We start from the raw sequence: 19,007 nt of genomic DNA on the forward strand, positions 1-19,007 counted from the left end.
AGACTAGCCCGCCTTGCGGCGCAGCTTCCGCGCCAGATCGGCCCATGGATCGACGCTTTTGGCGGCCGGCGTGACGCCTCGGCCTAGCAGCACCGTCGAGGCATCGAACGGCGTCGGTCTGGCGATCCCATAGCCCTGGGCATAGTCGACGCCGATGGTCTTCAGCGCGGCGACGATACCGTCGCTCTCGACGAACTCGGCGATGGTACGCTTGCCCATGACCTTGCCGATGTGGTGGATCATCTCGACCATGGCGCGGTCGATGCGGTCGTCCAGCATGTCCTTGACGAAGCTGCCGTCGATCTTGAGGTAGTCGACCGGCAGGTGCTTCAGATACGCGAAGGACGACATGCCGGAGCCGAAATCGTCGAGCGCGAAGCGGCAGCCCAAGCCGCGCAGATCGGCAATGAAACGCATGGCGTTGGTGAGATTGGCGATAGCGCTGGTTTCGGTGATCTCCAGGCAGATCATGGCAGGCGAAATGCCATGGATGAGGAATTGCTCGCCCAGGAAGCCGAGAAAGCTTTCGTCGCCGAACGTCGCGCCGGAAAGATTGATGGCGCATGTTGCGATGGGCGGCGTGCGCGGATCGGCCTGCCGGGCGGCCAGGATGCGGAAGGTGTTGCGCACCACCCAGCGGTCGATCGACGGCATCAGGCCATAGCGCTCGGCCGCGGGAATGAAACTCTGCGGGGTGACGAAGCTGCCGTCTTCGTCGGTCAGCCGCAACAGGATCTCTATATGCGCTCCCACCTCGACGATGTCGTCGTTGAGCGGCCAGATTTCCTGCGCATGAAGCCGGAAACGGTCTTGCACCAGCGCGGCGTGCAGACGCTGCACCCAGGCCATCTCGCCGAAACGCTCGCGCAAGTCCACGTCGCCCTCGTTGTGGACCTGGACGCGGTTGCGGCCCTTGTCCTTGGCCATGTAGCAGGCGACGTCGGCGGCCCGCAGCGTTTCCGCGATCGTCACCTGCGCATTGGCGATCTCCACCATGCCGATACTGACGCTGGTGTTGAACGTCCTGCCATCCCAGGCGAAATGCAGATTCTGCACAGCCGCGCGCAGCCGTTCGGCGATGTCGCACGCTTCGTCGGCTTCACAATCGACGAGCAGCACGCCGAACTCGTCCCCGCCCAATCGTGCCAGCACGTCGCCCGGCCGCAATTCGCAGGTCAACAGCGCCGAGATCTGGCGCAGCAACTGGTCGCCCGCCGCATGGCCGCACGTATCGTTGACAAGCTTGAACTGATCGAGATCGAGATACATCAAGGCGTGCTGCCGGGGCTGGCCCTGCAATTCGACGATTGTCCTTTCCAGCCGGCTTTCGAAATCGCGCCGGTTGGCGAGCCCGGTCAACGCATCATGCGAGGCCTGCCACGAAAGCCGCTCGATGTAATCCTCTTCGCGCGTCATGTCGTGGAAGGCGAGCACGGCGCCGACGACCTCGCCGGAAACGAGCAACGGTGCGCCGGTCAATGCGACGGGAACAACGGAGCCGTCCGGCCGCTGCAGCAATTGTGGACGGGCGCTGGAACGGCGCGCTTCGCCGGCCAGGAGACGCTCGACCAACTGCGTTTCTTCAACGCCGGTGCCCTTGTCGATGAGGCGAAAGAATGCTGCGATGGGTTTGCCCCTTGCAGCGCCGAGCGGGCAGGCCAGCAGTTTCTCGGCAACCGCATTCATGTAGTCGAGCCGCCCGTCGCGGCCGGTGCTGACGACGGCCTGGCCGATCGAAGCCAGTGTTATCTGGGCGCGCTCGCGCTCGGCATTGAGCGCCAGCTGGAAGGCCTGGCGCTGCGCAAGGAGCTTGCGCGTGCGCCACACGGCAAGCAGGATCAACAATGCGGCAGTGACGAGATTGGCAAAGGTAAGCAGCATCTGGATGAAGCGCGATCCCTCGCCGAGACTGTCCGAGAAGGCCTTGGACAATGGAGTGACCTGACGATCGAGCCGATGAATTTCCGCCTTCCAGGCGCTGATCTCGGCTGTCGACGCCGGCCCCTTGCCGAGTGTCGCATGCATCGTATCGCCGAGCCGCTGGATGGCGAGGATCATTGTGTCGGCCGCCGCCCAGTGCCGAATAGCGGTATCGAGATAGCTGAACTTCCGGAAATTCTGGAACAGCCAGATCAGCCCGGCAACGTCGTCCGCGTGGTTTCTGCCTTGCAGAAAGCCTGTGCGCGCTGCCTCTGCATCGGGTTCGGGCTGCTCGAGCGCCAGGCGGGCCGAGCGGTCGGCAAGCGGAACGGCGATCGCTTCGCGATACTCGGTGAAGAACGCCTCATTGCCGGTATCCGCATAGAGGCTGAGGAAATAGATGGCGTGCTTTTGCCCCTTGGACCACTGGCTTTCCCCGCCGACATAGGCGCGAACCGCCGAAAGCGTGTACAGGCTGAGGCTGGCGACCAGCGCCTGGACGAGGACGACGGCGATGAACGGCCAGACGAGCCCGAGAAGACGGGGGCTGGCGTCCAGCGATGATGGCGTCTTCGAATTCACGGACGTGCCATGATCCTGTCAGCGCGTCTGTCCGACTGTTTCACCCGTCGGTTAAGACGATTCTCTGCCCCTCATGTCGCGCAAATGGCGACGACAACCGCTTATCACGAGGGACTTAACAGCCAATAAATAGCTCCGTTCGCTTTGAAGCCTTTTCTTGAGTTGGGTGACTGAATATTACGCAGCGTCAATTGACTGTTTGAACTTGAATCGGTTTGTATTCGAAGCTTATCAGTCCTTTTCGGCCTATAACCGCGCGGGTTAGGGCAGGGTCTCCGCTGCAAGACATGCCTGTTCGAGCATCGAGGCATCCTCGCCGAAGGCTCGAGTGGCGCGGGCCGCCGCCTCGAGCAGCGGCCGTTTCATGCGCTGAAGGAAGGCGGCATCGACGTGCGTGCTCGGCCCAGCCAGCGTCAAGGCGCCGAGCAGGACGCGTCCCGGTCCGAACACCGGTGCCGAGACGCCCGCCGTCTCGGGGTCCCGGTCGCCGACGGCGAGGCAGGTCCGGCGTATGGTCTCATAGGGCTCGCCCGCCTCGCCGGAAAATGCCGCAAGCACGCGTCCGCCCGAACCGACGAGCAAAGGCAACAGGTCGCCCTCGCGTATGGTGTAGCGGATCGGGTGCTTGGATTCGACGCGGTAGAGACAGGTGCGGACGTCGCCCGAGCGGAGATAGAAGGCAACACTCTCCCAGCTGTGCTCGGAAAGGTCGCGCATGATCGGCAGCAGGATGTCGACCGCCACGACCGAACGCTGATAGAGCGACCAGGCCGCACTGCTCGGCATCGCGCTGGGCGCTGCCGTCGACCATGGGCCGCAGGCGTCGTCGATCACCATCGCCCGCATGGCGGCAACCTGCGGTGTCGGCAATGCACTCGGCGACGTGCATGGCGGCGCCGGCGAACAGGCGCTGTCCTTCTACGGTAATATCGCCAAGGCGATCGATGGCGGGGCGGCGTTGGGGAAGGCGGTCTCGGCACGGCTCGACCGGTTCTTCGTCGAGGAAAGGGGTTATGTGCCAGGGCTCGGCCACCGCTTTCACCCGGTCGATCCGCGCGCACCGCGCCTGCCGGAACTGACCCGCGAATTTGCCGCGCGTGGAGTCGTCAATGGAGGGTTCGCCGACATCGCCGAGGCGATCGAGGCGGAGGTCGCACGCCGCAAGGGCAAGGGGATACCGCTCAACATCGATGGCGCCACGGCCGTCATCTATGCGAACTCGGCTTCCCGCCGCCGCTGACGCGCGGGCTCTTCGTGCTGTCACGTTCCGTCGGCATCCTGGCGCACGCCTGGGAACAGTCGCAGCAAAGCGAGCGCAACAAGGGGCCGCTGCCGCGCGAATGGTTGTGGGTCTATACCGGCATGCCGGTACGCCCTCTTCCCGAAAAGGGTGGTAGGAGCGGCTGAGGAATTGTCCTCAGGTTGCATCGGTCGGCGTGGGCTGGGGAAGTGTCAGGGTCTTCACCAGCGTCGAAAGATCCGGTTCGTCGATCAACATCGCCGCGTCGGCCGGCGTCAGCCATGCCCGCTGTCGCCGCTTGGCCTCCTGCCAGTTGGCCAGTTCCTCGGTCACTTCAAGCAGGTAGACGATGACATCGACATGGACAAAGCGGTTGGCCAGCCGCTTCCAGTAGGAATAGGTGCCGGCCGGGTGCTTCAGGGTCTTGCCAAGCACGCCGGCTTCTTCCATCGCCTCGATGGTGGCGGCCTTGCGTCCGTTCTTGCCTTTCATCGGCCATCCCTTGGGGACGATGAAGCGCCTCGTCGTTCTCGACGTGACCAGCATCACCTCGAAACTCCCATCCGCGGTCAAGCGAAAGGGGATCGCCGCCACCTGGCGGATTCTTTCCCCTTTCTTGGCCCGGCGTGCGGCCTTTTTCTTCGTGGTTTTCATCTGCAATAGTCCAGTCGGTCAGTGCCCCATAGCGTGACGCGGCGCCTTTGCAAACCCAAACTGCCGCAGGGGCACCCTCAAGGTCCCCTACCATGTAAGTCGGCTAAATAAAAGAAGCCCGCCTGTCAGCGGCAATTGCTCACGGCCGTGCTGCCGATGATCTGCGTCTGGCAGCCCGGCCTGACCCGTGGCACGACCGGCGGTGGCTGCTGGACGATCACGCGGTCCTGGTCGCGGTACTGCTGTTGCTGCTGCTGGAATTGCTGCCGCTGAATGCGGCTCTGCAAGGCCTGCAGATCGTTCTGCTGGATCGGCGCGTTGCTGTTGATCGCGGGATTGGCCACCTGCGCGGAAGCGTGCAGCGCAAAGCCGGCTAAAAAAGTAGCGGCCAGCACCGCCGACGCAAGTCTCATCAATAGTCGGCGCGCCGACATCGGCACATTCTTGCTAAAAATCCTGTTCATTCCCGCAATATAGGGTGTTTGTCCGGCGATGCCATGGCGGTCCATCGGTCGCCTTGAAATCAATCGTGACCCCGCCCTGTCCCGGCCATCCGGCCAGCGGCCACGGATTGCAGGCGACGCCAGCGCTGGAGACCGGCACGGACATCGCGCCAGCATCGCCTCTATCGAAGGCCCGGGGGCAGAGTTCTTCTCCAACACAAGGAGCGGAGATCGAAGGCCGCTTCGCGGTGGCGGAGAATCTGCCCGGCAACCTCGCATTGCACTTGACGGAAGCGATCGATTCGCCGCTCTATCGGGTCGGCGCCGGCCTAGAGCTGAATGGCGCCGGCATGTCCGCCAGGGACAATGGCGCCTTCGGGGAAACGGTCAAACAGAATGCAGTCAGCGCGCCTCTCAAGGTCAGTTTCCAGGCTGGCTCGAGGCGGAGCCGGGCGGGAGAGGTCTTGATGAGGAAATACGCGTATTTGGTTGCGATGCTGGGTGCGGCCTGCATCGCCGGTGTGCCGGCCGTGGCCGCGCAGACCAAAGGCGACAAGGTGGCGGCTCCGCCCGCCGCGGCCGATGCGCCACAACTGCCGGGCGGGGCATCGGCCTTGTCCGAAACCCATGGCGACTGGACGGTCAATTGCCAGATATCGGGCACGAACAAGGTCTGCAGCCTGTCGCACCAACAGTTCAACAAACAGAGCAACCAGCGGCTGCTGGCGATCGAGCTGTCGAGCAAGACCGGCGACGAGGCGACAGGCACTCTTGCCCTGCCGTTTGGGCTGGCGCTCGCCAAAGGCGTCACCCTGACCATCGATGACCAGAAGCTGGACGGCAGCCTGGCATTCAACACTTGCCAGGCCGTCGGCTGCCTGGTGCCGGTGGCGTTCGACGCCAATGTCACGCCGCTGCTCAAGAATGGCACGACGCTGAAGATCGACGCCTTCGCGGCGGATACGGGACAAGCGGTGAGCTTTTCCATTCCGCTCAACGGTTTCGGCGGCGCGCTCGCCCGCACGGCGGAGCTCTTGTCAAACTGACGGCTCAGTCCGGAATCAGATGCGCGGCGTCCAGCTGGCGTCGCGTGTAGTCTTTGATGTTCGCAATTCCCTAGGGAAGGCGCTGCGCGCTTTTCCAGGGAAAACCGCTCACACTTTTCCTGGAATTGCTCCAATACACGTCAAACGACGATCGTTTTCAGCCGCTCGGCAATGAGGGTGGCGAGCCGCGCCGCCACCTCGTCCTTGGTCATTTCGGGCCATTCCTCGACGCCGGCCTTCGACACGATCCGCACCCGGTTGCGATCGCCGCCCATGACGCCTGAAGGGCCGATGCCGCTTTCGTGCGACACATCGTTGGCGACGATCAGATCGGCGCCTTTCTTCGCGAGCTTGGCCTGGGCATTGCGCAAGAGATCCTGCGTCTCGGCGGCGAAGCCGACGACCAGGCCGGGTCGCTGGCTGTGATGGCCGACGCCGGCAAGGATGTCGGGGTTCTCGACCATGCGCAGCACCGGCGGTCCTTCGCCCGCCACCTTCTTGATCTTTTCGCCGGCCGAATTCTCGCTGCGCCAGTCGGCGACGGCGGCGACGAACACCGCGGCATCGGCGGGCAAAAGCTGTTCGACCGCATCGCGCATTTCCTGCGCACGTTCGACATGGATAGTCCTCACGCCAGCCGGGTCGGCGATGCTCACGGGACCGGAGACGAGGCGCACATCGGCGCCAAGCCTTGCCAACGCGGCGGCGATGGCGTGGCCCTGCTTGCCGGAGGAACGGTTGGCGATATAGCGCACCGGGTCGATCGGCTCATGCGTCGGGCCGGAGGTGACGATGATCCTACGCCCCGCCAGCGGCTTGGGGCCGGCATCGAGCAGCGCCTCGACCGCGGCGACGATCTCCAGCGGTTCAGCCATTCGGCCTTCACCGGCCTCGTTGCTTTCGGCCATCTCGCCCCTGGCAGGGCCGACGAAAGTGACGCCGTCCTTGCCCAAGGTCGCGCGGTTGCGGCGGGTGGCCGGATGCGACCACATTTTCGGATTCATCGCCGGCGCCATCAGTACCGGCTTGTCGGTGGCCAGCAGCACAGTGGAGGCCAGATCGTTGGCGTGACCATTGGCGAGCTTGGCCATCAGATCGGCGGTGGCGGGAGCCACGACCAGAAGATCGGCCTCCCTCGACAGCCTGATATGGCCGACATCGTGCTCGTCATTGCGGTCGAACAGTTCGGTGAAGACGTGGTCGGCCGACAGCGCGCCAACCGACAGCGTGGTGACGAATTCCTGCGCTGCGGCAGTCATCACCACCCTTACTGCCGCACCACGCTCGCGCAGCCGGCGGATCAGGTCCAGCGCCTTGTAGGCGGCGATGCCGCCACCGATGATAAGCAGGATGCGCTTGCCGGAAAGCGTGCCCCGCGGAAGGATCTTGCCCGCAGGGGCCGCAACCGCGGTCGCCGCACTGTGCATGCTGGTCAGTTCGCGCAAGGTGTTTTCGATCTGGTCGATGCGGCCGGATCCGATCTGGCCGTCGACGGCGGCCCGGATCATCACCCTGGCCTGCTCCTCCATGGAACGGTTGTTTTCCGCCGCCAATCGGCGCAGCAGCTCCTTGACCTCATCGTCAAGGTTGCGGATCGTGATGCTTGCCATGTGATTGCACTTTGCTCATGCCGGTCGAAGGCGATGATAGCAATGCAATCAATTTGCCGCAAGTTGCGGCTCAACCTTCGTTTTTCAGGTCTAAAGAATCTTCCATGCGATATAGACCAGCGTCAGCGCGATCACCCACAGCGCGACGCGGCCGGAGCGGCTGTAGCGCGCCTCGGCCTTGCCGACGGCACGCGCCGTGGTCTCGTCGAAACGCAGGCCGTGCTCGGCCATCAGGTCGATCTCGCGCGACAGCCGGTCGGTGCGGGCGGCAAGCTCCGGCGCCTGGCGGGCGAGCGTCAGCAGCGCCTTGGCGCCGTCGCGCGCATCGATCATCATGCTGCGGGGGCCAAGGTTTCCTGCGATCCAGCCGCCGACCACCGGCTCCGAGGTCTTCCACATGTTGAAGGCCGGATCGAGCGTGCGCGCCACGCCCTCGACCACGACCATGGTCTTCTGCAACAGGATCAGTTCCGGCCGCGTCGCCATGTCGAAGAGTTCGGTCACCTCGAACAGCAGCGTCAGCAGCTTGGCCATGGAAATGGTCTCGGCCGGCTGGCCGTGGATCGGCTCGCCGATGGCGCGGATCGCTTGCGCGAAGGCCGCGACATTGTGCTGGCGCGGCACGTAGCCGGCCTCGAAATGCACTTCGGCGACGCGCAGATAATCACGCATGATGAAGCCGTAGAGGATTTCGGCGAGGAAGCGGCGCTCCTTCTTGCCGAGACGTCCGGCAATGCCGAGATCGACGGCGACGATGGTGCCGTCCTCCTCGACGAACAGATTGCCCGGATGCATGTCGGCGTGGAAGAAGCCGTCGCGCAGCGTATGGCGCAGGAATGACTGGACGAGATTGGCGGCGATCGCCTTCAGATCGTGGCCGGCCTCCTCCAGGCCTGCGATGTTGTTCATCTTGACGCCGTCGACCCATTCCATGGTCAAAACGTCACGGCCGGTGCGCTCCCAGTCGACGGATGGCACGCGGAAGCCCGGATCGTCCTTGGTGTTCTCCCCAAGTTCGGAGAGCGCCGCCGCCTCGAGGCGCAAATCCATCTCGATCTTGGTTGTCTGCGCCAGCGTCTCGGTCACCTCGACAGGCCGCAGTCGGCGCGAGGAGGGGATGTATTTCTCCTGCAGGTGGGCGGCGAGGAAATAACTTTCGAGATCCTGGAAGAAGCGGCGGCGCACGCCGGGCCGGATGACCTTCACCGCGACCTTGGCGGCAGCGCCATCATGGATGGCTTCGGCGGCATGGACCTGGGCGATCGAAGCGGCGGCGACGGGGTCGCCGAACTCGGCGTAGAGATCACTCACCTTGCGCCCGAGCGAGGCTTCGATGGCCGCTACCGCCTCAGTTCTCGGGAAGGTGTGCATCTTGTCCTGCAACATGGCGAGATCGAGCGCCATGTCGTTGCCGACGACGTCGGGCCGCGTTGCCAGGAACTGGCCGAGCTTGACATAGGACGGGCCGAGCCGGACCACCGCCTTGGCCAGCCGGTCGCTGCGCTGATAGGCGAGCGCGCGGCGGCGGGTGAACAGCCGCGCCAGCCGCCAGCCGAATTTCGGCAGGCCGGAGAGTTCCTCGCCCGGCAGGGCGGCGATGACGCCCTCGCGCACCAGCACCCAACCGGCCCGTGCGAGCCTGAAACCGGCGCCGACGCTGCTCATGGCCGCACCAAGGCCGGTTCTTGAGACCGGCATGAGCCATATCGAGAATGGGAAATGCGGGCCAGCCTCAAAGCTTCCAGCCCGAATGAAGCGCGGCAATACCGCCGGAATAGTTGCGGAAGGAAACACGGTCGAAACCGGCGCGGGAAATCATTGCCGCGAAATTCTGCTGGTTGGGGAATTTCGCGATCGATTCAACCAGATAGGAATAGGGCTCGCCGTCGCCGGTAACCATCTTGCCGATCTTGGGGATGGCATTGAACGACCAGGCTTCATAGGCCTTGTCGAGCAACGGCATCTCGACCTCGGAAAATTCCAGGCACAGGAACCGGCCGCCGGGCTTCAACACGCGGAACGCTTCTGCGAGCGCGACATCGATGCGCGGCACGTTGCGGATGCCGAATGCGATGGTGTAGGCGTCGAAGGTGGCGTCGGTGAAGGGCAGTTCCTCGGCATTGGCCTCGACGAAATCGGTGTTGCCGGACAGGCCTTTCTTTTCGGCCCGGTCGCGGCCGACAGCGAGCATCGAGCCGTTGATGTCGAGCACGGTGGCGTGGGCGCTGCCATGGCTGGCATCGACGATGCGGAAGGCAATGTCGCCGGTGCCGCCGGCCACATCCAGGACCTTCCAGCCCGCCCGCTTCGGCGGATTGAGCCAGGTGACCATGGCATCCTTCCACAGCCGGTGCAGGCCGGCCGACATCAGGTCGTTCATCAGGTCGTAGCGATTGGCGACCTTGTGGAAAACATCGTTGACCAGGGACTGCTTCTCGCCTTCCCCCACACGCTTGAAACCATAGGAGGTTTCCATGCCGCCCGCGGCCGTGGTTCTCTCAACTGACATTTTTTTGATCCGTCATAAAACCGGCGGGACCATAGCCGATCGATGCTGTGGGCGCTATTGTTTAAGGCGCGGTGTTCAGCCGCGCTTCCAGGTGGTGGGTTTTCAAGACCTGGACTGACCGACGGGATGTTTGAATGCCTTTGAAAGCGGAACTGCACTGCCATATTGAAGGGGCAGCGGCGCCAGAGCTCGTCATCCGCCAGGCGCAGAAATACGGCGAGGATGCCTCGCCCTATATCCAGAACGGTTCCTTCGTCTGGCACGATTTTACGTCCTTCCTCGCGGCTTACGATTTTTCCGCCGATCTGTTCCGCACCGAAGAGGATTACGCGCGGCTGGCCGATCACTATCTGACCAGTCTTGCCCGCGATGGCGCCATCTATTCCGAAGTCTTCACCTCGCCGGACCATGCGACGAAAGCCGGGCTATCGCCCAAGGCCTATACCGATGCGCTGGGCGAAGGCATGCTGCGCGCCAAGGCCAAGACCGGCATTGAGGGCCGCATGATCGTCACCGGCGTGCGCCATGTCGGCGTGGAATCGATCGAACGGGCGGCACGCTTCGCGGCGCGCTGCGGGAATCCGCTGGTCACTGGCTTCGGCGTTGCCGGCGACGAACGCGTGGGCGAGATGGAGGACTATGTCAGGGCTTTCGAGATCGCGCGCGAGGCCGGGCTCGGCATCACCATCCATGCCGGCGAGCTGACGGGCTGGGAGACGGTCCAGGCGGCGCTTGACCATATCCGCCCCTCGCGCATCGGCCACGGCGTGCGCGCTATCGAGAACCCGGACCTTGTCCGGCGCATCGCCGACGAAGGCATCGTCCTGGAGTGCTGCCCCGGCTCCAACATCGCGCTCAAGGTGTTCGACAGTTTTGACGACCATCCGTTTCCCGCCTTGCAGGCGGCCGGCTGCAAGGTGACGCTCAACTCCGACGACCCGCCCTATTTCTGGACGTCGTTGAAGCGAGAATACGATATCGCGGCGGAGCATTTTGCGATGAACGAAAAGGCGCTTGCCGCCGTCACCAGAACCGCCATCGAAGCCGCCTTTGTCGACAGGAAGACCAAAGCGGCACTTCTAGCCCGGCTGAACGGCGCGGCGCGCTGATTTTCTTCCGACAAAGCTGTGGTCGATGGCGGCCAAGCGGTTCCTTGGCCGGTCCATAGTCGCTAGGGTCGTTCCAGCTGCCTGAAGCGCGTCCGCGCGCCGGGCGACACGCATCAGGAGAACATCATGAAGGGCGTCACCGTCGTCGACCATCCCCTTGTCCAGCACAAGCTGACCATCATGCGCAAGAAGGAGACGTCCACGGCCGGTTTCAGGCGGCTGTTGCGCGAGATATCGCTGCTGCTCGGCTACGAGGTCACGCGCAATCTCGAGCTGACGACGACAACGATCGAAACGCCGATCGAGACCATGGAAGCGCCGACGCTGGAGGGCAAGAAGCTGGTGTTCGCTTCGGTGCTGCGCGCCGGCAACGGGCTGCTGGAAGGCCTGCTCGACCTGGTGCCGGCGGCGCGCGTCGCCCATATCGGCCTCTATCGCGACCACGAGACGCTGGAGGCGGTCGAATATTTCTTCAAGGCGCCAAGCGATCTCGCCGACCGGCTGGTGATCGTCGTCGATCCGATGCTGGCGACGGCCAATTCGGCGATCGCGGCGATCGACAAACTGAAAGGGCGCGGCGCCACCAACATCCGCTTCCTCTGCCTTTTGGCGGCGCCCGAAGGCATCGAGCGTTTCACCAAGGCGCATCCGGACGTTCCGGTCTTCACGGCCTCTATCGACCGCCAGCTCAACGAGAAGGGCTACATCATGCCCGGCCTCGGCGACGCCGGCGACCGCATGTACGGGACGAAATAGCAGCAGGCCAAGTTGCCTCGTACTGTTTACCGAATATTTACGCAACGGCGCGGTTTTAGCCCCCGTTAAAGCGGCAAATACCATGCCGGGGCTAAACGATTGGCTCTCACGAAGGCCGATCCATGCTGCGCAAGCTTCTCATCCTTGGCGTTTTCGCCGGTACATCGGCATCGATACCGGTTGTGTATCAGTCGAACCCGCAAATCATCGAAAACCTGCTGAAATCGACGGCGACGAGCAAACCCGCGATCGAAACCCAACAGGACGTCAATCTGGCATCGGTGCCCGACAAGCCGGCGGCGCCGTTGGCGCTCGGCCGCAAGGTCGTCGTCACGGCGGACGAGCGCGGACACTTTTCGTCGGCCTTCAAGCTCAACGGACGTCAGGTCGACGCCATGATCGATACCGGCGCCACGCTGGTCGCCATCAACACCTCGACGGCACGCAGGATTGGCCTGTCGCTGAACCCTTCCGACTTCAGTCACGAGGTCAGCACCGCCAATGGCTCGATCAAGGCCGCCGTGGCAATGATCGACCGGCTGCAGATCGGCAGCATCACGGTCAATGACGTCCAGACCATCGTGCTCGACGACAAGGCGCTGCACATCAACCTGATCGGTATGAGCTTCCTCAATCGGCTTGGCAAATTCCAGGCCGAGAATGGCACGCTGCTGCTCGTTCAGTAGTCAGCCGCGCGGAAGTATCCGCCGGATGACCGACTTGTCGGCGGCCGGCTTTGACGGCCCAATCGCATAGGCCGAAACCACGGTGGCGGCGGCCGCCTCGGCACCGGAGGGCGAGCGGGCGTGGACCAGTGCCAGCGCGTCTCCGGCATGGACTTCCGCGCCTATGGGCAGCAGCCTGGTGATGCCGACGCTGGGGTCGATCTTGTCGTCAGGCCTCGTGCGCCCGCCGCCCAGGCCAACCACCGCAAGGCCGATGTCGCGGGTGGCGATGCCGGTGACGAAGCCGTCCGTCGTCGCCCTGACCGCGAATTCCGTGGCTGCCACGGCCAAATATTTTTCCGGCTTCTCGATGAAATCGGCGGGGCCGCCGAGCACCGCCACCATGCGGGCGAAGGTGGCGGCGGCGCGGCCGCTGGTGAGCGTCTCGGTGGCGCGCCGCAAGCCATCCTGGTTGGACGACACCAGTCCCGTCGACTGCAGCATTTCGGCGGCCAGCGCCAGCGTCACATCCTCCAGCCGCCGGTCGCGCAGACGGCCGGTGAGGAAATCGACGGCGCTGCGCACCTCGACGGCATTGCCGGCGGCCGAGGCCAGCGGTTCGTTCATGCCGGTGATCAGCGCCGAGACCTTCAGTCCGGCGCCGCTGGCGACCTCGACCAGGCTGTTGGCGAGCGCGGTCGCGTCGCGCGACTTCTCCATGAAGGCGCCATTGCCGACCTTGACGTCGAGCACCAGCGAGCCCAGACCGGCGGCCAGCTTCTTGGACAGGATCGAGGCGGTGATCAGCGGGACCGACTCCACGGTGCCGGTGACGTCGCGTATGGCATAGAGCCGGCGGTCGGCAGGCGCCAGATCGGCGGTCTGGCCGATGATGGCGCAGCCGGTTTCCAGCACCGCCTGGCGAAACAACGCGAGATCGGGCTGGGTGATGTAGCCGGGGATCGCATCCATCTTGTCCAGAGTGCCGCCGGTATGACCAAGGCCGCGGCCCGAAATCATCGGCACATAGGCGCCGCAGGCGGCGACGATCGGCGCCAGCATCAGCGAGACATTGTCGCCGACGCCACCGGTCGAATGCTTGTCGGTGACCGGGCCGGGCAGGTCCGACCAGTCGAGCACGTCGCCGGAATCGCGCATGGCCAGCGTCAACGCCACGGCCTCGTCGCGGTTCATGCCGTTGAAGAACACCGCCATGGCGAAAGCCGCGGCCTGGCCATCGGTGACGGCGCCCGAGGTCACGCCGCCGATGAAGGCAGCGATTTCACCGGCCGAGAGCCTGTGACCGTCTCGCTTGTGGCGGATGATTTCCTGCGGAAGCATCAGCTCTCCAGCAGTCCGTCGCGGAACACTCTGTGCAGGACCGTTGCCAGCCGCGACCCGCCGACCGGCGCCATGTCCTTGGTCTCCTGGTGCGAAAGCTCGGCTCCGGTCATGCCGGCCGCCAGATTGGTGATGACCGAACAGGCGGCGACGCGCAGGCCAAGGAAGCGGGCGAGAATGACTTCCGGAACGGTCGACATGCCGACGGCGTTGGCGCCCATGATGCGCGCCATGCGGATTTCGGCCGGCGTTTCGAAGCACGGGCCGGAAAACCACATATAGACGCCCTTGTGCAACGCGGTGCCGGTTGCCTTGGCGGCGCGTTCGATCGCCTTGCGGATGCCGGCATCATAGGCTTCGGTCAGGCCGACGAAGCGGCGGTCGCTGGGCTCGCCGATCAGCGGATTGCTGCCGGAGAAATTGATGTGGTCGGTGAGCATCATCACCGAGCCCGGCGGCATGTCCGGGTCGACCGAACCGGCGGCGTTGGTGAGGATCAGTTTGGTGATGCCGATGCCGGCGAGCACTTCCAGCACCGGGCGCATCGCCGCCGCGTTGCCGTGCTCGTAATAATGGGCGCGGCCGGACAGCATCAGCACCGGCTTGCCGGCAAACAGGCCCGCCACCACTTCGCCGGCATGGCCGCTGACGCCGCTTCTGGGAAAGCCGGGCAGGTCGGCATAGGGGACGCGGATCGGGTGCTCGATCCGGTCGACAAGGACACCGAGGCCCGATCCCAGCACCAGCGCCGTCGACGGCGCCAGGCCGTCCAGCCTTTCGATGAGATGGTCCACCGCCTTTTCGGTCATTGCAGCCCGCTCTTCATTTGAGCCAATTCCTCATTTCAAGATGTCGCCGCGGAAACCATAGGGCAGCATGTCACCCATGGTCACGGTCTCGGCCACGCCCGTATTGTCGCAGAGGTAGAGTTTTGTGTCCGGTTGGCAGAATTCGGCCAGCCGCTGGCGGCACCCGCCGCAGGGCGAGCATTTGGCCATGCGTTCGGCAAGGACGGCTATTTCGACGATCTTGCCGCCGCCGCCCATAATGTAGTGGCCGAGCGCGGTGGTCTCGGCGCACCAGCCTTCCGGATAGGAGGCGACTTCGATGTTGGCGCCGGTGAAGACGCGTCCGTCCTCGGTGCGCAAGGCCGCGCCCACCGGAAATTTCGAGTAGGGCGCATAGGCCTTGGCCATGGCGGCTCTGGCCGCTTCGAACAGATCATGCGACATTTCAGTTGTTCTCTCCGATGATCGTGTCCAAAACCCGGCGCGAGGCACGCGCCGGGCCCTCAACCCTTAAAGCGCGTCGCGTCGAAACGGATTCAGGCGATGCGCTTTAACTCTCTGTTTTATGCATGTCGTTCTCCCAAAACCGAGGTCACTTTTGGGCGACATGCATTAGCGTTCCTTGACATAGGGCACGCCGCCGGCACGCGGCGGGATGGCTTTGCCGATGAAGCCGGCGAGCAGGATGACGGTGAGGATATAGGGCAAGGCCTGCATGAACTGCACCGGCACCTTGCCGATGATCGGCAAGGGTGATCCCTGCAGGCGGATCGCCGCAGCGTCGAGGAAACCGAACAGCAGGCAAGCGAACATGGCGTTGACCGGCTTCCACTTGGCGAAGATCAGCGCTGCCAGCGCGATGTAGCCCTTGCCGGCGGTCATATCCTTCACGAAGCCGCCATTCTGCACCATCGACAGATAGGCGCCGGCGACGCCGGTGAGGATGCCGGTGCAGATCAGGGCGCGGTAGCGCAGCCAGGCGACCGAAATGCCGGCGGTGTCGACGGCGGCCGGGTTCTCGCCGACGGCGCGCAGCCTGAGGCCGAAGCGGGTGCGGAACAGCACCCACCAGGTGAACGGCACCATCAGGAAGGCGAGGTAGACCAGCAGCGAATGGCCCGAGATCAGTTCCGCATAGATCGGCCCGATGATCGGCACGTCCCTGACCGCCTCGGCGCCGGGCCAGACAATCGCGTCGAACCGTTCGCCCGGCTGCAGCGCCGGCGTGCGCCCGCCCTGCTGGAACCAGGCCTGACCGAGGATGATGGTCGAACCGGCGGCGATGAAATTGATCGCCACGCCGGAAACGATCTGGTTGCCGCGGTGGGTGATCGAGGCGAAGCCGTGCACCATGGCGAAGGCGACCGAAATCAGGATCGCCATGCCGAGGCCGATAAAGGCCGAATGGAACACGGAAGCTGCGGCGGCGCCGGCGAAGGCGCCGACCAGCATCTTGCCTTCCAGCCCGATGTCGAAGATGCCGGAGCGCTCGGAAAAGAGGCCGGCGAGGCAGGCGAGCAGCAATGGCACCGACAAGCGGATGGTCGAGTCCAATATCTGCACGATGGCGATAAAGACATCCATCTCAGGCGCCCTTTCCCTTGACCGCTTCCATGCCGACCGATCTCGGACTGAACGAGGCGAACAGCGCCTGGATGTAAGGCCTGAACATGTGTTCGAGTGCGCCGGCGAACAGGATCACCAGGCCCTGGATGATGACGATCATGTCGCGACTGATCGCCGGCATTTCGAAGGCGAGTTCGGCGCCGCCCTGATAGAGCATGCCGAACAGGACCGCCGCCAGCACGATGCCGACCGGATGCAGGCGCCCCATCAGCGCCACGGCGATGCCGACGAAGCCGGCGCCGGAGACGAAGTCGATCGCGACATTGTGCTGGTCGCCCATCACAGGATTGAGCGCCATCATGCCGGCCAGCGCGCCCGAGATCATCATCGCGGTGATGATGATGCGGGTTTCCGAAATGCCGGCATAGCGCGCCGCCTTGGGGCTATGGCCATAGGTGCGCATCTCATAGCCGAGCTTGGTGCGCCAGATCAGCAGCCAGACCAGGAAGGCCATGAGCAGCGCCAGCAGGAAGGTGACGTTGAGCGGCGCCGAGCGGATCTTGGCGCCGAACAGCTCGATGATCCAGTTGAGTTTCGGCAGTTCGGCGCCGGCAAGGAAGTTGCGGGTCTGCGGTGCCTGCGACCCCGCCGGCTTCAGCGGTCCGACCAGCAGATAGACCATGATCGAGGCGGCGATGAAGTTGAACATGATGGTGGTGATGACGATGTGCGAGCCGCGCCTGGCCTGCAGATAGGCGGGGATCAGCGCCCACAAAGCGCCCACAAGCGCAGAAGCGACGATGGCCATCGGAAATGTCAGCCACCAGGGCAGCACGCTGTCGAAGGACAGGCAGACGATGGCGATGCCCAGGCCCGCAATATAGGCCTGTCCCTCGGTGCCAATGTTGAACAGGCCGCAATGCGCCGCCACCGCCACCGAAAGCCCGGTGAAGATGAAGGTGGTGGCATAGAAGAGGGTGAAGGCGATGCCCGTTCCCTTGCCGAAGGCGCCCTCGACCAGGATGACGGCGGCGCGGAACGGGTTCTCGCCGACCAGAAGCACGACGAAGCCGGCGACGATGAAGGCCACCGCCAGGTTGATCAGTGGGATCAGCCCATAATCGGCCCAGGCCGGCAGTTTGGCGTATGGCGTGCTCAAAGTGCTGCCTCCTGGCGCTCGACGCCCGCCATCAGCAGGCCAAGCTCGCCCTCGGTCGCTTCCGGACCGCGCTCACCGACGATGCGGCCGGCAAACATCACGAGGATGCGGTCGGAGAGCGAACGGATCTCGTCGAGTTCGACCGAGACCACCAGCACCGCCTTGCCCTGGTCGCGCATGGCGATCAGGCGCTTGTGGATGAATTCGATGGCGCCGACGTCGACGCCGCGCGTCGGCTGGCCGACGATCAGCACACCCGGATCCTGTTCCATCTCCCGCGCCAGGACGATCTTCTGCTGGTTGCCGCCGGAGAAGTTCGCCGTCTTCAGGCGCGGATTGCCAGGCCGGATATCGTATTTCTCGATCTTGTCCTTGGCGTCGGCCATGATGGCATCGACGTTGAGGAACGGCCCTTTGAGATAGCGAGGGTCGTCGTGATAGCCGAGGATGGAATTCTCGTTCTCCTCGAAGGCCAGCACCAGCCCGACATGATGGCGATCCTCCGGCACGTGCGCCAGCCCTCGGTCGCGCAATTCGCCGGGGTCGGCGGCACCCGTCAGGTCGATCGGCTTGCCGTCGAGCATGACCGAGCCTGAAACGGCATGCCTGATGCCGGAAATCGCCTCGAGCAGCTCGGATTGGCCGTTGCCGGCGACGCCGGCGATGCCGACGATCTCGCCGGCGCGCAGGTCGAAGGAGATATCGTCGACCATGGTGACGCCACGCGAATCCTTCACCGTCAGGTTCTTGACCGCGAGCTTGACGGCGCCGGCTTCCGCTTCGCCCTTTTCGACCCTCAAAAGCACGCGCCGCCCGACCATCAGTTCGGCCAGTTCGCCCACCGTCGTCTTGCTGGTTTCGCGCGTCGCCACCATCGTGCCCTGGCGCATGACCGAGACATTGTCGGTGATGGCCATGATCTCGCGCAGCTTGTGGGTGATCAGCACCACCGTCTTACCCTGTTCCTTCAATTGTTTGAGGATGCGGAAGAGATGGTCGGCTTCGGCCGGCGTCAAGACGCCCGTCGGCTCGTCGAGAATGAGGATCTCGGCGCCGCGATAGAGCGCCTTGAGGATTTCGACGCGCTGCTGCAGGCCGACCGGCAGTTCCTCGATGATGGCGTCGGGGTCGACTTCGAGCCCATATTCCCTTTCGAGGCGGTCGAGTTCGGAGCGCGCCTTGGCGATGCTGCTTTTCAAGAGGGCATCGCTTTCGGCGCCGAGAATGATGTTTTCCAGCACCGAGAAATTGTCGACCAGCATGAAATGCTGGTGCACCATGCCGATGCCGAGCGCGATCGCGTCATTGGGGGTCTTGATCGATGCCGGCTTGCCGCCGACATGGATTTCGCCGCTGTCGGCCTGGTAGAATCCGTAGAGGATCGACATCAGCGTCGACTTACCGGCGCCGTTCTCGCCGACGATGCCGTGGATGGTGCCGCGCGCGATCTCCAGATTGATGTCGCGGTTGGCGCGTACGGCGCCAAAACTCTTGTTGATGCCGATCAGTTCGATTGCGGCTTGCGCCATGCAGCCAGTCCCACTCTTATTTTTTTATCGCTTGGTCAAAATGCCTAGCATGACGCCCGGCCCGTGCCAATTGGCCGGAGCAGTATCCAC

Annotated in this window: 17 protein-coding genes and 1 pseudogene; 5 read left to right on the forward strand and 13 right to left on the reverse strand. The window is 64.0% G+C overall.

What is annotated here, in order from left to right:
- Positions 1-3 precede the first annotated feature (3 nt).
- Both CK226_RS17790 and CK226_RS17795 read right to left on the reverse strand, forming a co-directional pair.
- Positions 4-2,502: an EAL domain-containing protein gene (locus CK226_RS17790; RefSeq protein ID WP_095792611.1), complete on the reverse strand. Its 2,499-nt coding sequence runs from the start codon at positions 2,500-2,502 to the stop codon at positions 4-6.
- 261 nt (positions 2,503-2,763) lie between these two features.
- Positions 2,764-3,348, reverse strand: a complete 585-nt coding sequence (locus CK226_RS17795; RefSeq protein ID WP_245437783.1) for a hypothetical protein — start codon at positions 3,346-3,348, stop codon at positions 2,764-2,766.
- Between CK226_RS17795 and CK226_RS17800 the strand changes: the two are divergent.
- Positions 3,266-3,909, forward strand: a pseudogene (locus CK226_RS17800) (citryl-CoA lyase); the annotation flags it as partial. The gene CK226_RS17795 and the pseudogene CK226_RS17800 sit on opposite strands and share 83 nt — an antisense overlap.
- 10 nt (positions 3,910-3,919) lie before the next feature.
- Here the strand turns inward: CK226_RS17800 and CK226_RS17805 are convergent.
- Together CK226_RS17805 and CK226_RS17810 are read right to left on the reverse strand one after the other, a co-directional pair.
- Positions 3,920-4,396, reverse strand: coding sequence for an NUDIX hydrolase (locus tag CK226_RS17805; RefSeq protein WP_095792612.1), 477 nt, complete (start codon positions 4,394-4,396; stop codon positions 3,920-3,922).
- 125 nt (positions 4,397-4,521) lie between these two features.
- The gene (locus CK226_RS17810) at positions 4,522-4,905 is read right to left on the reverse strand and encodes a hypothetical protein (RefSeq protein ID WP_245318103.1); all 384 of its coding nucleotides are present in this window, start codon (positions 4,903-4,905) and stop codon (positions 4,522-4,524) included.
- A gap of 20 nt (positions 4,906-4,925) precedes the next feature.
- Here CK226_RS17810 and CK226_RS35560 point away from each other — a divergent pair, with 20 nt between their 5' ends.
- A complete protein-coding gene (locus tag CK226_RS35560) occupies positions 4,926-5,885 on the forward strand; it encodes an invasion associated locus B family protein (protein WP_245437774.1) in 960 nt (319 codons plus the stop codon).
- 140 nt (positions 5,886-6,025) lie between these two features.
- Here the strand turns inward: CK226_RS35560 and coaBC are convergent, their stop codons facing one another.
- The 3 genes from coaBC to ubiE all read right to left on the reverse strand — a co-directional run bounded on the left by coaBC (position 6,026) and on the right by ubiE (position 10,004).
- Complete coding sequence (gene coaBC, locus CK226_RS17820) at positions 6,026-7,495, reverse strand: bifunctional phosphopantothenoylcysteine decarboxylase/phosphopantothenate--cysteine ligase CoaBC (protein WP_210202244.1); 1,470 nt, start codon at positions 7,493-7,495, stop codon at positions 6,026-6,028.
- Between the two features lie 90 nt (positions 7,496-7,585).
- Positions 7,586-9,160: a 2-polyprenylphenol 6-hydroxylase gene (gene ubiB, locus CK226_RS17825; protein WP_095792726.1), complete on the reverse strand. Its 1,575-nt coding sequence runs from the start codon at positions 9,158-9,160 to the stop codon at positions 7,586-7,588.
- Positions 9,161-9,227: 67 nt separating this feature from the next.
- Positions 9,228-10,004, reverse strand: coding sequence for a bifunctional demethylmenaquinone methyltransferase/2-methoxy-6-polyprenyl-1,4-benzoquinol methylase UbiE (gene ubiE / locus CK226_RS17830; RefSeq protein WP_095787047.1), 777 nt, complete (start codon positions 10,002-10,004; stop codon positions 9,228-9,230).
- Between the two features lie 134 nt (positions 10,005-10,138).
- Between ubiE and CK226_RS17835 the strand changes: the two genes are divergently transcribed.
- The 3 genes from CK226_RS17835 (at position 10,139) to CK226_RS17845 (ending at position 12,555) form a co-directional block, all read left to right on the forward strand.
- A complete protein-coding gene (locus CK226_RS17835; RefSeq protein WP_095792613.1) occupies positions 10,139-11,113 on the forward strand; it encodes an adenosine deaminase in 975 nt (324 codons plus the stop codon).
- Between the two features lie 126 nt (positions 11,114-11,239).
- Entirely contained in the window at positions 11,240-11,869 is a 630-nt protein-coding gene (gene upp / locus CK226_RS17840) for a uracil phosphoribosyltransferase (RefSeq protein ID WP_010911460.1), read from the forward strand.
- Between the two features lie 122 nt (positions 11,870-11,991).
- Positions 11,992-12,555 carry a TIGR02281 family clan AA aspartic protease gene (locus CK226_RS17845; protein ID WP_095792614.1) on the forward strand — a complete coding sequence of 188 codons (564 nt, stop codon included), beginning with the start codon at positions 11,992-11,994 and terminating at the stop codon, positions 12,553-12,555.
- Here CK226_RS17845 and deoA read toward each other — a convergent pair whose 3' ends face one another.
- The 6 genes from deoA to CK226_RS17875 all read right to left on the reverse strand — a co-directional run bounded on the left by deoA (position 12,556) and on the right by CK226_RS17875 (position 18,917).
- Positions 12,556-13,875 (reverse strand): thymidine phosphorylase, encoded by a 1,320-nt coding sequence (gene deoA, locus CK226_RS17850; RefSeq protein WP_095792615.1) that lies wholly within the window; start codon positions 13,873-13,875, stop codon positions 12,556-12,558. It abuts the gene before it with no gap.
- Positions 13,875-14,684 carry a purine-nucleoside phosphorylase gene (locus tag CK226_RS17855; RefSeq protein ID WP_069093120.1) on the reverse strand — a complete coding sequence of 270 codons (810 nt, stop codon included), beginning with the start codon at positions 14,682-14,684 and terminating at the stop codon, positions 13,875-13,877. The genes deoA and CK226_RS17855 overlap by 1 nt, the downstream gene beginning before the upstream one ends.
- Before the next feature lie 30 nt (positions 14,685-14,714).
- Complete coding sequence (cdd, locus tag CK226_RS17860; RefSeq protein WP_095772514.1) at positions 14,715-15,107, reverse strand: cytidine deaminase; 393 nt, start codon at positions 15,105-15,107, stop codon at positions 14,715-14,717.
- Between the two features lie 168 nt (positions 15,108-15,275).
- Complete coding sequence (locus CK226_RS17865; RefSeq protein WP_010911455.1) at positions 15,276-16,247, reverse strand: ABC transporter permease; 972 nt, start codon at positions 16,245-16,247, stop codon at positions 15,276-15,278.
- 1 nt (position 16,248) lies between these two features.
- Complete coding sequence (locus tag CK226_RS17870; RefSeq protein ID WP_095787044.1) at positions 16,249-17,388, reverse strand: ABC transporter permease; 1,140 nt, start codon at positions 17,386-17,388, stop codon at positions 16,249-16,251.
- Positions 17,385-18,917 (reverse strand): ABC transporter ATP-binding protein, encoded by a 1,533-nt coding sequence (locus CK226_RS17875; protein WP_095792616.1) that lies wholly within the window; start codon positions 18,915-18,917, stop codon positions 17,385-17,387. The genes CK226_RS17870 and CK226_RS17875 overlap by 4 nt, the downstream gene beginning before the upstream one ends.
- Positions 18,918-19,007: the final 90 nt, after the last annotated feature.

The organism is Mesorhizobium sp. WSM4311 (genome assembly GCF_002295115.1).
Classification (GTDB): domain Bacteria; phylum Pseudomonadota; class Alphaproteobacteria; order Rhizobiales; family Rhizobiaceae; genus Mesorhizobium.